Source organism: Streptococcus suis (genome assembly GCF_902702775.1).
GTDB lineage: Bacteria > Bacillota > Bacilli > Lactobacillales > Streptococcaceae > Streptococcus > Streptococcus hashimotonensis.
The window spans coordinates 1,049,636-1,064,808 of record NZ_LR738724.1; the positions used below are offsets into that span (position 1 = coordinate 1,049,636).

At 38.5% G+C, this 15,173-nt stretch carries 11 protein-coding genes; 3 read left to right on the forward strand and 8 right to left on the reverse strand.

What is annotated here, in order from left to right; all coding sequences use genetic code 11:
• Window position 1: 1 nt before the first annotated feature.
• Window positions 2-334 (reverse strand): putative DNA-binding protein, encoded by a 333-nt coding sequence (locus GPW69_RS05220; protein WP_002935001.1) that lies wholly within the window; start codon window positions 332-334, stop codon window positions 2-4.
• 101 nt (window positions 335-435) lie between these two features.
• A complete protein-coding gene (locus tag GPW69_RS05225) occupies window positions 436-1,134 on the reverse strand; it encodes a GntR family transcriptional regulator (protein ID WP_024410069.1) in 699 nt (232 codons plus the stop codon).
• A gap of 275 nt (window positions 1,135-1,409) precedes the next feature.
• Between GPW69_RS05225 and guaA the strand changes: the two genes are divergently transcribed.
• Window positions 1,410-2,960: a glutamine-hydrolyzing GMP synthase gene (guaA, locus tag GPW69_RS05230; RefSeq protein ID WP_024395857.1), complete on the forward strand. Its 1,551-nt coding sequence runs from the start codon at window positions 1,410-1,412 to the stop codon at window positions 2,958-2,960.
• A 225-nt stretch (window positions 2,961-3,185) separates the two neighbouring features.
• On the opposite strand, the gene mcrC is transcribed toward guaA, so the two are convergent.
• Window positions 3,186-4,235 (reverse strand): 5-methylcytosine-specific restriction endonuclease system specificity protein McrC, encoded by a 1,050-nt coding sequence (mcrC, locus tag GPW69_RS05235; RefSeq protein WP_024400572.1) that lies wholly within the window; start codon window positions 4,233-4,235, stop codon window positions 3,186-3,188.
• On the reverse strand, window positions 4,232-5,929 hold the full coding sequence (locus GPW69_RS05240) for an AAA family ATPase (protein ID WP_074391133.1): 1,698 nt from the start codon (window positions 5,927-5,929) through the stop codon (window positions 4,232-4,234). Before GPW69_RS05240 ends, mcrC begins: the two co-directional genes overlap by 4 nt.
• Before the next feature lie 195 nt (window positions 5,930-6,124).
• Between GPW69_RS05240 and GPW69_RS05245 the strand changes: the two genes are divergently transcribed.
• Together GPW69_RS05245 and GPW69_RS05250 are read left to right on the forward strand one after the other, a co-directional pair.
• Window positions 6,125-6,913 (forward strand): hypothetical protein, encoded by a 789-nt coding sequence (locus GPW69_RS05245; protein ID WP_074391134.1) that lies wholly within the window; start codon window positions 6,125-6,127, stop codon window positions 6,911-6,913.
• A 27-nt stretch (window positions 6,914-6,940) separates the two neighbouring features.
• Window positions 6,941-7,888, forward strand: a complete 948-nt coding sequence (locus GPW69_RS05250; RefSeq protein ID WP_171841454.1) for a hypothetical protein — start codon at window positions 6,941-6,943, stop codon at window positions 7,886-7,888.
• A gap of 20 nt (window positions 7,889-7,908) precedes the next feature.
• On the opposite strand, the gene GPW69_RS05255 is transcribed toward GPW69_RS05250, so the two are convergent.
• The 4 genes from GPW69_RS05255 to GPW69_RS10725 all read right to left on the reverse strand — a co-directional run bounded on the left by GPW69_RS05255 (window position 7,909) and on the right by GPW69_RS10725 (window position 14,926).
• Window positions 7,909-8,262, reverse strand: a complete 354-nt coding sequence (locus GPW69_RS05255) for an HIRAN domain-containing protein (RefSeq protein ID WP_024408909.1) — start codon at window positions 8,260-8,262, stop codon at window positions 7,909-7,911.
• 21 nt (window positions 8,263-8,283) lie between these two features.
• The gene (locus GPW69_RS05260) at window positions 8,284-9,039 is read right to left on the reverse strand and encodes a DUF6287 domain-containing protein (RefSeq protein ID WP_074391135.1); all 756 of its coding nucleotides are present in this window, start codon (window positions 9,037-9,039) and stop codon (window positions 8,284-8,286) included.
• Between the two features lie 16 nt (window positions 9,040-9,055).
• Complete coding sequence (locus GPW69_RS05265) at window positions 9,056-9,814, reverse strand: SDR family NAD(P)-dependent oxidoreductase (RefSeq protein WP_074391136.1); 759 nt, start codon at window positions 9,812-9,814, stop codon at window positions 9,056-9,058.
• 117 nt (window positions 9,815-9,931) lie between these two features.
• Complete coding sequence (locus GPW69_RS10725) at window positions 9,932-14,926, reverse strand: starch-binding protein (RefSeq protein WP_232051787.1); 4,995 nt, start codon at window positions 14,924-14,926, stop codon at window positions 9,932-9,934.
• Window positions 14,927-15,173: the final 247 nt, after the last annotated feature.

Genomic DNA, 15,173 nt, shown 5'->3' on the forward strand with positions numbered 1-15,173 from the left:
CTTATTCTCTATTATCAATACTGGTTAGAATAGCGATTTTTTCCTTCAAATAAGCATCTTCTGGATACTTATTCAGTATTTCATCGAAAATCTGGCTACGCACCACATAGTCGGAATACATATGTAGCTTCATCTCGTAGTCTTCCAGTAATTTTTCTGTTCGTTTAATGTTATCATAGACCGCCTGACGGCTGACTTGAAATTCTTCAGCAATCTCAGCCAAACTGTAATCATCGGCATAATAGAGCTCAATGTAGTTCATTTGCTTGTCTGTTAGCAAGGCTGCGTAGAATTCAAATAAGGCATTCATTCGGTTGGTTTTTTCAATTTCCATAAACTTTATTATATCAAAAATTCCATATTTTATAAATAAGAAAATCCGTCATCACTAGAAAGATTACGGATTTCAAAATGTTTTACATAATTATTTTTATGCTAACTATTTTCTAAATAGAATTCGAAACGTTCTCCAACGTACTGACTATTTACAAATTCAAATGCTTGACCATCTTCGAGATAAGATACCTGTTTTAGTGCGAGAATAGCCTGGTTTTTAGAAATTTGTAAATATTGAGCCACTTTGTCATTGGCTAAACGAGCAAAAATGGTTTGTTTGCTCGTTCCAATTCGATAACCATTGTCTATAAGTGTTTTAAAGAAATGGTTGGTAACATCTTCTTTGGGGACATTTTTTATCAAGCGTTCAGGAATGCTGGCAACCTCATACACGACTGGAACATTATCTGCATAGCGGACCCGCTCCATTCGAATAACATACTCGCCACGGGATAAACCTAATTGTTCAACTTCTTTTTCATTAGGTTTGGTTCGTGTATAGGATAATAATTTGCTGCTTGGCGTCTTTCCTTGGAGTTGTACTAATTCAGTAAAGGAAGTCGTTCCTCGCATTTTTTCTTGAACCCGTGTACTGGCGACATAAGTACCGGAACCAATCTTGCGTTGTAGCACCCCTTCTTCCACTAAAAGTGTGATTCCTTGACGGAGCGTCATACGAGAAACACCAAATTCATCTGCTAAATCGCGTTCACTTGGTAAACGTTGACCAATTTTCCAGATTCCGTTATCGATTTGTTCCTTAATTTTATCGTGAATTGTGATATATGCTGCTTTCATTTATCTAGCCTTTCTCTTCTTTCTAGTTTACCAAAAATAAAGGCGTTTGGCTAATTCAGGCTACACTCTATTGGTAAAATTCTCCTAGGCAAACAATGAAGTCAGATTGCCTAAAATAAAGTGAGTAAAAACAATAAAAATACGAACACTAACATTTTTATTATCACTCATAGTTTGCAAAACAGATATTTAACAAATAAAATTTGGAAAATGTTCGCTTTTATGTTAAAATAACTACTAGTATTTGAATTTTTTTCAAAACGAAAGGGAAAAACATGACAAAACAAGATGTCCAAAAAATTATTGTATTGGATTATGGTAGCCAGTACAACCAACTTATTTCACGTCGAATTCGTGAATTTGGTGTCTTTTCAGAATTGAAAAACCATAAAATTACAGCTGAGGAAGTCCGTGCTATCAATCCAATTGGTATCGTTCTTTCAGGTGGACCGAACTCTGTCTACGCAGAAAATGCCTTTGATATTGATCCAGAAATCTTTGAATTGGGTATTCCTATCTTAGGGATTTGTTATGGTATGCAGTTAATTACCCATAAATTGGGAGGTAAGGTTGTTCCTGCTGGTGAGGCTGGAAATCGTGAATATGGTCAATCAAATCTTCAACTGAAGACTGAATCAGCGCTTTTTGCTGGAACACCAGAAGAACAGCTTGTACTCATGAGCCACGGTGATGCAGTAACTGAAATTCCTGCTGATTTCCACCTGGTTGGTCTTTCTGCTGACTGCCCTTACGCTGCCATTGAAAACACGGAACGCCGTATCTACGGTATCCAGTTCCACCCAGAAGTTCGTCATTCCGTATATGGAAACGATATTTTGAAAAACTTTGCGTTTGGTATCTGTGGAGCCAAAGGCGACTGGACAATGGAAAACTTCATCGAAACAGAAATTGAAAAAATCCGCCAGACTGTTGGGAACAAGAAAGTCTTGCTCGGTTTATCAGGCGGTGTGGATTCATCTGTTGTTGGTGTGCTTCTTCAACGTGCTATCGGTGACCAATTGACCTGTATCTTCGTTGATCACGGTCTTCTTCGTAAGAATGAAGGCGATCAGGTTATGGAAATGTTGGGCGGTAAATTTGGCCTCAATATTATTCGCGTCGATGCTGCTAAACGTTTCTTAGACCTACTTGCTGGCGTATCTGACCCTGAGAAGAAACGTAAAATCATCGGTAATGAATTTGTTTACGTATTTGACGATGAAGCGAGCAAGTTGACTGATGTTGAATTCCTAGCGCAAGGAACACTTTATACCGATATTATCGAGTCAGGAACGGATACTGCTGAGACAATCAAATCTCACCACAACGTTGGTGGTCTGCCAGAAGATATGCAGTTCAAGTTGATTGAACCGCTCAATACTCTCTTTAAGGATGAAGTTCGTGCTCTCGGTACTGCTCTTGGTATGCCGGATGAAGTTGTATGGCGCCAACCATTCCCAGGACCAGGCCTTGCCATTCGTGTCATGGGTGAAATCACTGAGGAAAAACTTCAAACTGTTCGCGAATCTGACGCTATCTTGCGTGAGGAAATTGCAAAAGCGGGTCTTGACCGCGATGTGTGGCAATATTTCACGGTTAATACTGGCGTTCGCTCCGTAGGTGTCATGGGAGATGGTCGTACCTACGACTACACTATCGCTATCCGTGCTATCACTTCTGTCGATGGAATGACAGCTGACTTTGCCAAACTACCATGGGATGTTCTTCAAAAAATATCTGTCCGTATCGTAAACGAAGTCGACCACGTCAACCGCATCGTCTATGATATAACAAGTAAACCACCAGCAACAGTTGAGTGGGAGTAAATTAGTCCAGTGGACTAATTTACCCGATGCCTAAAAACGAAAGAGCATCGTTGTCTGGCGATAGACTGTTTTACCCGACGCCTAAAAACAAAAAAGCGTCGCTGATCTGGGAAATCAATTAACCAGACGCTCCAAAATAGGAAAGAGTCTTATAAAAAAACAATCAAAGAGTAGTTTAGTGCTACTACTTTGATTGTTTTTTTGTTTTCTAGCTTAAAGCTCTAACTAGTACCGCTTTGGAGGGGATACAAAATGCGATGTAATGATGTCATCCAGTTGTTCAGCAATACTTGCAAACTGCAGGTTTAAGTCCAAATTTTTGACACTAATCTGGTTTCCATGCATTTGGTAGACCTGATTAGGTTGAATATCTATATCGGTTTTAGCGTATAGAAGCATTCCTGCTACTGTATCGTTTGAATCTGACAGGCGATAAGCCTGATTTTTCACATAGGTAAAAATTTGGTATAGATTATTTGAATGGAGTGTGCGCTTATCAAAGCGAATCTGTGTGTTACTAGAATAATATTTAGCATCAATAATCAATATAGTATCTTTATATTTGAGGTAAATATCACTCTGCATGATGGGGAGCATTTCTCCAAAACCATCATCTAGTGCCCAAGGTATCTGAGAGGCGGTAACCTGTATTTGGGGATAATGCTTTTTATAATATCCAAGAATGAACTTCTCATATAGCAAGGATTCCCTTCGCTCATCAAGAAAATTCATCAATTTCTTATTCCCCTCCCTCTCTGTATGAATTAATCCATTCACTACCAAATAGCAGATTGACATTAGTAATTGATACGATTGATTGTTTCGATTATATTGTAAATTCCAATTGATTGAGTGTAGATTAATTTTTGAGACTTCTCCAAAGAAAACTAAGAGTTTTCTCAATTTCTTTTTCCTGTCCCTGCTTATATCAGCTTTTAGCAGTATCTCAATGCTTGCTTTGATAATGCGATTCATTGTACTGTCAAGAGAAAAATCATCGTATTGGCAAACAAGTTGCTTTCTACGCCAATTCGGAGGTGTTAAAGATTCAGCGATATGTATTTTACCTTTAAGTGCCGAGAGTGACTCGGTTTGAGAACGATACTCTCGACCAAGTCCTCTTTTCACCTGTATCGAGAGGCTAATGATCATTATTTCCGCCAGTAGATCTGCAGCATTTTTAAATTCTTCAGTAGCGATCCGTTTATATTCCTGCTTATGAAGGATTTTGAATGCGTAAGATAGCATATAGTAGATATTTTGGACAGGTATCACTGGATGGTACTCCTTAACTTACTACTCCAATCATGAATTTTTGTCGGTTCATCAAACCAATATTCTTTCAAGAGGGGAATCAGTTCATATTCAACAATGGCTTCTAGCAAACCTTGGTCCAGTACTTCTGCCGATAAACCGCAGAAGTAACTATGCCCAATACAGAAGCTATCTCCTAGTACTTCCTCTGTTGAAATGGCCTGATTTAGCTTTTCTACACAGGAAATGAGTCTATCGAATTTTTCGTTTTTCAGATTTGTTTGATAATCTTTGAATCCCGCAGTTGAAAAACCTGGCTTAATGTCAAAGAAGGCAAAGCGACGTCTCAGTGCATAATCAAGTAGGGCTAAACTCCTATCTGCGGTATTCATCATGCCGATGATATATAGATTTTCTGGAATTGAGAATTGCTCATTCGAGTAGAGGAGCTGTAAAGACTTGCCTCGTTTGTCATTTTCTATCAGCATAAACAGTTCACCAAAAATTTTGCTCAAATTTCCCCTGTTTATTTCAGCAATAATAAAGAAATAATCATGCCCCTTGTCAGATTCTGCTTTTTTGCAGAAAGTATAGAATGCCCCTCTTCTCAGCTCAAAGCCACTTGTCGAAGGTCTAAAGCCCATGATGAAGTCCTCGTAGGAATAGCTTTGGTGAAACTGAATTGTCATGACCCTTTCTAAATCTGGCTTACCCATTAATGAAAATGCTAGGCGTTCTGCAACAAACGTCTTTCCAACTCCTGGTGCTCCTTGTAAGATGATATTCTTTTTCATTTGGAGTATGGAGGTTAATTGATCATACTCTTCTTCTGTCATATAGACTTCTGATAGGAAGTGATTTTTCGTATAGCTATCTTCTACTACCTCTTCTCCACCTATATCGTTTCCAGTATCAGCTTCATCAGTCAGTGGAGAAATTGCTCTAGCACTTCTTTCCTTCTCTTCTTGATTGATCTGTTTAGAGTATTTCCAAGCCATGGATGATAATTCTTTAAAATCTTTCAGTTTGCTCTCTGCACTGTTTAAATATTGAAGTATGGAATCTGAAATATAAGAATACTCGTCGGCAGAAATTTTTGACTTCATCTTTGGCAATTTTTGGACAATGTCAGTTGGAATCTCCCCAGACTCATACACATACGCTTCATTTTGACTATCTAAGCTCAAGAAAAAGTCGGGAGCAATCCAATACAAGGCCATCGTAATCTTGCTGTTGCCATTTCCTTTCTTGTTTATAGCCAAATCAAAATAGTGTGAAAATTTTTCTTTCTTCTCAGCCGTAGTCTCCTTGCTATAGGTCAAAGCAGCAATGAAAAGTTCCCATAAGTCATCAATATCTTTCTCATCACGATCTCCGATGAAGTAATAGAAAGTCGCATTCTGATTATTCAGTACTGGTATGCTTTCAAAAGAGGATGGGATTTCCGCTTGGAGGTGGAATAATTCTGCTATAGCTGTCAGAATTTTGATGCGATTCTCTTCTGTTATTTTCTTATTGAAGAGTCCAAATATCGTAAAAGGATCAATATCTATCAGTCGATTGTCCTTTTCTAACGTGGGCATATGTATCTTTGTTTTGGTATAGATAGCTTTTACTTTCTCAACCAGTTCTGCTCTGTTATCTTTATAGTCTACTAATTTCCAAGCAAATTCCTTATAAAAGTTTACCCAATTGAATTGATTTTGTTCATCCATAGTATCCTCCAACGGTGTTGTATCCACACCTATTAAATTATGAGTTCGAATTTACCTATATTTTATCATTAAACATTCCTGTCGTAAACTTAGAATTTATATACTTGTGTAACCGTTTAATGCGGTACCTCAAAATAGTTGCTTTTGATATTTTTATATGATAATATGTGAATGAAAACGTTTTAGAAAGGTGTGATGGCTGTGCTGAAATACTCGAAAGTGCTGTTACTTGTCTTGCTTATTGCTACTGGTCTATCTTGTATCGGAATCTACTGGCTTGGAAAAGAGCAAAATAGATTATTAAATGAGCAGTGTCATTCCTTGAACATACGTATTATTAATGATCTAGGAACAAAAATTGATGCCATTGGTGGTCCGCAAAATCCACGTATCATTGGATTCTATCAACGAGATGCCACTACTGCTATCAGCCAGCGGATTGGTACAGCTTCTGAGGAGGAATTGAAAATAGCTAAACCTGACAATCTATTCCAGAAAGAGTGGATTGTTCTCTATCCTCAAACGCGCAGCAGTCCCTTTGAAAATACTTCTGCCTATGCAGTAATGAAAACCAGTATCAAGGCTGACTGGCTCCATGTGACTACTTCGTCAGAGACGGAATTAGATATTTTTTATGAGAAGGCAGATGAAAGCTTGCTGACCTTGGAAGACTTGGTACAAGACAAGGAAAGTTTTCGTACTACACTAAAAACAATCCTAGTTTCAGCTAAAAATGAGGCTGAAATTCAAGTTCAAAAAGATATTTTAGAAATGTTTGAGAGTGATGAATGGTCTGCTATTCCCTTTGTTTACACTGAAAAATCTCTGATATTGGAGAAAGCTGTCATTTCAATTTCTGCATTTGTAGATAGTTTAAATCCCTACTATTTTTCAGAACAAACCCTTGCAGATTTGCGTTTATCAGAAGAATCGCGCCAGGCTTTGGAAGATTCGGTAGATAAGACAATTATCACCTATCCTTGAATAAACGGTGGGAGTGGGAAAGTCGTCATGGATGTCTTTCCCAGCTTTTTTTTATTTTTGTTTAACAAATTAAACGTTTTTGTGGATTTGAAAAATATTTTTTGTTATACTTGTGTTATGAAAACATCAACACTTGGAAAGTTACTAGAATTACCAAATTTTCACCACTTCTACACCGTTCCAATTAGAGAAAATACGGAGTCTTCTGGAAATTATATAATTGTTTTTGAACAGGACAAGCAACCTGTATTTGTTGATTTGAAAAATGAGACTGGTCACACTCGTGAGGTACGCTTTGCCAGTCATTTTGACAGCGCCGGTCTTCTGGTTGGATTAGGAGCCATTCCTATCAATTATTGGCCTACCTGCCAGATTTTTGGTGTGAAGAAAAATAATAATCGACGAGGACTTAGTCTATCTAGTCTGATGGATGGTTATGGACGTCTACCTATTTTTAAGGAAATGGCAGAGCGTTATAGAGCGCGTGGGCAATCAACCATTTATGACCCCTACCGTTATTCGTATACTATTGATGAGAAAAAGGTTATTAAGGATAATCAATTAACCCTTATTCCAAAGAAAGAATACGAAAAGATAAAAGATTTTCATCCTTTTTTGCAAACAAAGCATGGAAATGTTTATGCAGTTCCTTGTTTCTACCAAGACAGAAAACGAAATCAAATAACTAAAATCTATATTATGGGCTGGTACTTTTATGAGAAGCAATTAAAAATATCTTGGAAACCTTCTCATTCTCGTAAAAGCCGCTGGCGTTCTTCGCTTGTTTCAGTTGATAAATTATCGGACCGCTTCTTCTTTCAAGGAGAATTGTATAAAAAAGGAACCTATCCAGTGTTCCTTGAAGACCTCACAATAAAAAATAAGGCCTACCAACATCGCCTGGATAGGGAGTTTGCAGCCTTTTTAAGTATTATTGAAGAACAAAAACGGAGAGCACAGCTCCGTGTTAAGTAGAAAATGATTAGGTTGGTAAATTACCGACTATCATTTTTACGATTATCTTTTAGTTTTACAACGACTCGAAACTGGCGATCAGGATGATTTTCTGTATTGGACATCTGAATACGTGCCTCTAGAATATCGCTGTGTCCAAAATAGATTAACCGACTGATTAGTGAGTTTTTATCTGATGGGATATATCCTAACTTTGTGCCCTGATAAAAGATTGCTACAGCTTCTGAGTCATGTGGGTTTGACGGCTCTCCGACTAGCTGAACAGGTGTTCCTGGTTTGAGTTGGTCGATTACATCTAGTCCATCATAGTAGGCAAAGGCTGCCAAATGAAAATCTTGCACATTGCGTGTTGGTTCAAATGATGTGAATGTCATGTCTAACCTCCTAGAGAATCATTATGGTTGATAAACAATTTGATAATCTGCATTGATAATGACACCGTTTTGGTAAATAGTGTAACGGGCATTATCATCGCCTTCCAAAATATTATAAGGAATAGATTCGGTGCGCGTGTAGTTACCTTCAATGACGCGCCAATTGTTTTCGCCTAAAATTGAGTTGGCATAATCAATCGTTTTTGGTCCACTATCCAACTGGACGCCTGTTTCAGTATTTTTTAATGGGTCTATACCGCTAGTGGCTGAATTAGTCAAGCGATAATAAACATCTACCACGTCTGCGTCTGCTGCTGTTTCTTGGCTTATTACAATCATTCTATCGCGCGTAGAGTCAGTAGTGTCTGTCTCAGTTGTATTTACTTGTGTTCCTTTGGGAATCATTAATAGTGTTACATCGCCAATCGTTGCGTCTACATAGCCTGTTTCAAAAATTCCGTCAGTTATTTTTCCGCGGCCAAGTAAGGACTGGCTATCTGCTACTAATCCTTTGCTATTGAAGACCAGTGAATTTCCTTGACTATTTTGCCAGGTGCCTAGTATACTATCGTAATTGCCTTGCATTAGAGCATCTATATCCATAGAACTAAGAGAAATCTCACGTTGGATTGTTGATGAAGTGCTTGTATTGGCATTAGAAACCTGGGTATCAGCAGTTGAGGTACTTGCGGAACCGCCCTTCTTTTCAGTTTGACAGGCAGAAAGTGACATGATAGTGAGCAAGCCAAGAGCGAGTGCTAAATATTTTCTTTTCATTCTAGCTATCTCCCCTCTAATCTCTATGAATAGTAAAGCCAGTTGCCTGCTTGGTTGCCATAATGGTCATATCAGAAATCTGCACGTGTGCGGGTTGATTTGCAACAAATAGAGTACAGTTGGCAATATCAGTTGCTTGAAGAGCATCAATTCCTTGATAGACTGTCGCTGCTCTCTCTTTATCTCCATGAAAACGGACTTGGCTAAAATCAGTCTCAACGATACCGGGTTGTAAGGTAGTTACCTTGATATTTTTATCAATCGTGTCAATACGGATCCCGTCTGAAAGCACCTTGACAGCTGATTTGGTTGCAGCATAGACAGCAGCTCCTGCATAGGCGTAAATACCGGCTGTTGATCCAATATTGATAATATGACCCTCATTATTTTCAACCATTTGTGGCAATAACTGACGTGTTACAGTTAGTAATCCTTTAATATTGGTATCAATCATTGTCATCATGTCAGTCAAATCATAGTCTTGGAATTTGTCCAATCCCAATGCCAGGCCAGCATTGTTTACCAAAATATGAATTTGTCCAACTTCTTCTAAGATTTTTTGACAATTTACAATCGTTTGTTCCATATTCGTAACATCAAATGAATGAACTGATACCTGAACATGGTATTGCTTTTCAATATCTTGCTTAATTTCTTCTAGTTTGTCCAATCTTCGTCCTGTAATGATGATACTATCACCATTAGCAGCAAACACATAAGCGATTGCTTTGCCAATGCCACTACTTGCACCTGTAATCAATACATTTCGTTTCATCACTCTGTCTCCTATTCTCTTTATTATACTACAATTTTACCTAGTTTGTTAAACTGTAGAAGTGAAAAATAAGATCCTCCGTTTTGGAGGACCTTATTTTTTAGGAAGGGGACTCATTTATTTTAGACCATCTTTAGTATAATGGCCACCTACCTCAAAGTCAAAACCTACTGAAATTGGGAATTGAATTTGAGTATTTGGTTTATTAAATAATAATTTTACATTAGAGTTAGCATACTCTTCTGGTAAGTCGATATAGAAATGGCCTTTGCTATCTTTCAGCATAGCCTGTCCTGGCCAAGCACCCAATGGCATTTGGATTGGATTGCCATAATAGGCATAGACATTTGCCGCATCCCAGCCACCTGGATTATCAAATGTAATGCGAGTATGACCTTCAGCAACTGGATCTGGCAAAACTGCTCTATGACTACCATCTATTTCATAGACTTGGCCGAGTTCCAAATCATAACCAGGTTTATTTTGTGCTGGGTATTGAACTTTCGTATCAGGATTGTTAAAAATAACTTTTCCTCCATCAAATTCCTCGTTAAGTTCAATATAATAGCCATACTCATCTTGACTCATTTCCTGCCCTGGCCAATTACCAACAAGAGGTACGCCTTTATTGTCATAAACATAGGCATAGACCTTAGACCAGCCTTGTGAGTTGTTGAAATAAACACGGTTGGCAATTTGTTGCTCAATGTCTGGGACTTTTGTACCGACTTCAACCACTTGTGTTACTGGCTCTTTGCTAACAGTTTCACTGATTTTTGTCTTAGCAATAAGTTGACCACCAATGTACTCTGAACGGTAAGTTATTGTCTTCACTCCGTCTTGACCTTCAAGGCGAGTTACTTTCTGTCCTTTTTCAAGTTCAGGATTGTCTACATACTGTGTTTCAAATGGAATTGGAAGTTCTTCACTTTCTTCTTTGAACTCACTAGCAGGTTGTTCAGGAACTAGACCGTCTTTAGAGTATGTTCCGCCTGATTTAAACTCGAAACCAACGGATTGTGGATATTGTGCCCCCTTATTGTTAGAAAAGAGTACTTTTACGCCTTCAGTCTCATATGATGTAGGAAGAGTGATGGCAAAAAGACCTGTATCTGCTTTCTCCATCTTTGTTCCTGGCCATGCTCCCAACAATTTCTCGCCTTTGGCATTATACATATAAACAAAAACATCCGTCCATTTATCTGGATTTTCAAAGCGAATGGTTGTTTGAGTAGCTGGTTCTTCTGTTGGTTCACTAGGTACTTCTGCTACTTTCTTCGTGATAGTAAATATTTTCGTCACGGATTCACCAACTGAATCTTTTGCGGATAGCGTCAAGGTTAACGATTCGCCATTTTCCAACTCCTGACCAAGTGTCAATGTATCGCCATCGTTAAAGGAAACTGCATCCCTTTCGTTGATTTGATAGGTTGCATCTGTCACTTGATTGGCTTGTAAGGTCAGTTCAATAGCATCTGCAATAGTAATCTCACTTGCTGATTGGTCTTTTATTCCAAGCACTGCAGGTTTTATAATAGGTGTTTGAGGTTCACTTACACTGTAATCTTTTTTACTTGTGACAGTATTGCCGTTAGTATCTGCTACAGTGCACTTAATGGTATAGGTACCTGCTTCAGAAGGTGTCCATTTCACTGAAATTGTGCTCTTACCTTTTTCTGTCGATATAAGTTGGTCATTGACATAGAATTGATAAGTATAACCTGATGAACCACCATGTGCTGTTGCTGTTAAGGTTCTTTCCTGACCAGCAACCTGGTTTCCTGAAATATCAGCACCGAAGTTGACTTGAAGTGGCGTTTGGTTACCCGTAGCATTAGTTGCAGTTCCAATTTTGGCAAAAGGTACTGTGATACGGTCAATGTCTTCTTTTTCAGCAGATGTACTTGGGTCGGCTGAATAACTCTCAGTTGCATTGTCAATCATGGACGGGTCAAATGGAACTGAATCCATTGCTGATTCTCCACGAGTAGCTAAAAGCATTGCACCTACACCATTGTTGGTTAAGTAATTCTTATCAATTCCAAGTTGAGATAGAGGAATTTTCATTTCATAGAATGAATCGAAGCTGGTATCGTGTTTACCTGCTGAACCTACATAGGTTTTGTAATTTATCCAGTCAGAATTTGATGATAAAATGTCTGCGGGTGAGTCGGATTGATTCAATCCCCAGATAGTTGAATCGATATTTGTAGTCGCTAGTTTGTACTGAATTCCAGCATCTTTGAAGCCAACGCAACCATCTGTGTAGTCTGTATTTCCATCCTCATCTACAGCACTAAACATTGCAGGCGTACCTAATCCTGGTTTGCCACTCATATAAAGGAGTTTATCAACATGGGTATCAAACTCAATTCCCATTCGTTGTCCCCAGATAGATCCTCCACTCGTATTTTTATTGGACATGGATGTTGAAGCTGGATCAATTGACAAAGCTAGGATAAGCGGAACATCTAACACACGTCCTCCATCGCTTAGAGGACCATCTCCAGAACGTGCCCAGGTATCAGTAGTATTGACCATTTGCCAGCCCAGATAGAGGTTTTCATTGTCCCAAGCTGCATACAGACCAGTGGTGTCAAGAACACTATTCTCATGTCCCCCTTTCCAATGATTGGCCACATCCCAAGCAGCGCTTTGGGCAATTTTCATATCTTCTGTCCAATCACTGGCATCACCGTCAATAACAATTGTTTTTTCTTTTCCGTATCCAGTACCATTTGTGGTATAGTATGGCGTTGGCAGACTTGAAGATTGACTTGGAGTGGATGGGATTGATGAAGATTTTACAATAAATTTCTTTTCAAATGCAAAGGTTTGTTCTGTGCTACTACCATCCGATGCGTAGGCCTTTGTCTTCACAGTAATGGTTTTATTACCAACAAGACCTTCACCTAGTACCACTTCCGTACTATCCGTAAATGTTTTTATCTCACCACCGTCGATTGAATACTCACCTTTTACTGCATTTTTTAAACTCAATCTTGTTTTAGCAGTTTCAGTTGTAAAGGAACTGCCACTTGCTAGGCTTGAGAGGATTGTTGGTTCTGTTGTAGCAGGTGTTTCTGGTTCAGTAATTTGTTTCTCAACAACTTTTACAAAGCCATCACGAGAATATAGACCGTTTGATTTTACTTCAAAGCCTACGCTTTGTGGATACTGGGCACCCTGATTGTTGGTAAACAATACCTTGGCACCTTTACTGATAAATGAATTTGGAATAGCTATGCTGTAATAGCCTGTTGAGCTATCTTTATTCAATGCCGTTCCAGGCCATTTATCGAGCAAGACAGTATCCGTTCCGCTATACATATAGGCATATACTTGACTCCAGTTTTCGGGGTTGTCAAAGTATATTGTTGTATTGGCATTCGGATCTTCTTTTGTAAAGCGATAAACGGATTGAACTTTCTGTCCTTTAGCATTTTTTGCAGATAAGGTAATCGTTACTGTTTCACCAAATTGCACTTGACTTCCGATTGTAATGACCTTTCCATTTTCAAATTTAATTGGAGCGCCATTATTGACAGAATAGGTAGCCTCACTCGTATTAGAAGTTTGTAATGTAAGATTTAATGTATCTGTCAAGAAAGTATGGCTGCCTTCTTGATATCCTTGAACTGACAAGGATGCTAGATTATCAAAACTTTCACCATTTGTTAATACTAATACTGATCGTCTCGCAATAGAACCGCTTAACCGTCTGTTCGAAACAGTGTAGGTTTTACCAGAAATTTGGTCTTTATAGGTTCCATTCGCCAATTTAGTCTCAGTATTTAAGCTTTTCTCACTGTCGGAAAGGTTTGCAATTACTGCGCCTTGAGTGCCTCGTTCAATCATGGCAACGGTTGTATCACCATTCGGGTTACGAATATATTCTGATTGACCAACCATAGCATTATGGAATTTGTTTACTGCTACAATCGTAGGGTCTTTATAAAGATTGCTACCCGCATCACCGATTTTAGTTTTTTCAGGGAAACGGACACCATTACCGCCACCAACTGGACGTGAGAAGAATAGAGGTGTACCTTTGGCGCGTGCAGTAATCATTGCCCAGCCAAGTTTCAAATCTTCATCGCTCATCCAAGCTGATTCGGATTCACTATCCGTTTTTCCGTTTGCATATGTATCGTGAGATTCGACCCAAAGTACGAGTTTAGATGGATCTACTCCTGCTTGGTAGTTGCCAAGATTTCCAGCATGGACATTTCGATTGCGGAGCATGTCTCGGATAGAGTGTCCATATTGGGATGCAGTAATGCTCATCAAGTTCGCATAATCTGCATCGCGTGAAATATTGTCTTGTAACACTTCACCATATTGGAACTCAGTACCATTATTTAATATAACATTCCAGAAATTACTACCAAATTCGTTTGGATATTCTCCTGGTAATTCGATATGTTTTGCAGCATCATAACGGAAACCATCAGCCCCATCAGCAACTGCATTTTTTAAGAATTTCAACAAATACTGTTGTACTTCTGGATTTTGTGTATTCCATTCCCAGAGCTGAAGCAGAGAGTTTTGAGTTACATCCCAACGACTTCCCCAGTTTTCAATTTTAGTATTTCCATGAGTCCATTTTGTAATGGATTTAACTTCTGAAGAGATCGCATTATAATCAGAAGTAGTATGATTCAGTACTGCATCAACTATAATTTTTATACCATACTGCTCTGCGACACGATTCATCTCGATAAATTCAGCTTCAGTCCCAAGCTGATAGTTACCAATCGTATAGGCGGTTGGTTGATAATGATAATACCATTGCTCTGTAAATTTCTTATCGCCACCATTTCCAACCACTACAGCATTAATCGGTGATGTTTGAACACTTGTGTATCCTGCCTCTTTTATTGCTGCCATATTTTCTTTGATAGCATTAAAAGACCAACACCAAGCATGTAAGATAGTTCCATCTTTCATTGCAACTTGTTGGTTGGAACTTGTAACAACTGTTTCTCCGTTTACTCTTGTTACAGTAAGCGCCTGTTCAATCCCAGAGAACATGGATAATATCAGAGTGAAGCTAACCCCTTTTTTTACTAACTTAGACAGCCTTCTCTTGCATTGACTTTGATAAGTCATATAAACCTCCTAAAAAATTGTTAAAAGAAAACGCCTGCATTTCATTTTTTATATAACCTACGGCTAACGATTCTATAAATCATCATTAACGGTAGAGGAACTTTCTCTCTCCTTTCTTCTGAAATCTAGTCATTATGTATGGAATGCAAACGGTTGCAAAAAGATGGTAGCATATTTGTATGCAAAATTCAAATATGTAAAAAATCTAAAAAAGCCAGTAGTGACACGCTTTCTCGAGATTTTAACT

What these genes read in the sequence shown, in the direction of transcription:
- GPW69_RS05260 (WP_074391135.1), bottom strand. Translation starts at nt 9,039, where the DNA reads ATGAAAAGAAAATATTTAGCACTCGCTCTTGGCTTGCTCACTATCATG.
- GPW69_RS05265 (WP_074391136.1), bottom strand. Translation starts at nt 9,814, where the DNA reads ATGAAACGAAATGTATTGATTACAGGTGCAAGTAGTGGCATTGGCAAA.
- GPW69_RS10725 (WP_232051787.1), bottom strand. Translation starts at nt 14,926, where the DNA reads ATGACTTATCAAAGTCAATGCAAGAGAAGGCTGTCTAAGTTAGTAAAA.
- GPW69_RS05255 (WP_024408909.1), bottom strand. Translation starts at nt 8,262, where the DNA reads ATGACATTCACATCATTTGAACCAACACGCAATGTGCAAGATTTTCAT.
- GPW69_RS05240 (WP_074391133.1), bottom strand. Translation starts at nt 5,929, where the DNA reads ATGGATGAACAAAATCAATTCAATTGGGTAAACTTTTATAAGGAATTT.
- GPW69_RS05245 (WP_074391134.1), top strand. Translation starts at nt 6,125, where the DNA reads ATGGCTGTGCTGAAATACTCGAAAGTGCTGTTACTTGTCTTGCTTATT.
- GPW69_RS05250 (WP_171841454.1), top strand. Translation starts at nt 6,941, where the DNA reads ATGGATGTCTTTCCCAGCTTTTTTTTATTTTTGTTTAACAAATTAAAC.
- GPW69_RS05220 (WP_002935001.1), bottom strand. Translation starts at nt 334, where the DNA reads ATGGAAATTGAAAAAACCAACCGAATGAATGCCTTATTTGAATTCTAC.
- GPW69_RS05225 (WP_024410069.1), bottom strand. Translation starts at nt 1,134, where the DNA reads ATGAAAGCAGCATATATCACAATTCACGATAAAATTAAGGAACAAATC.
- guaA (WP_024395857.1), top strand. Translation starts at nt 1,410, where the DNA reads ATGACAAAACAAGATGTCCAAAAAATTATTGTATTGGATTATGGTAGC.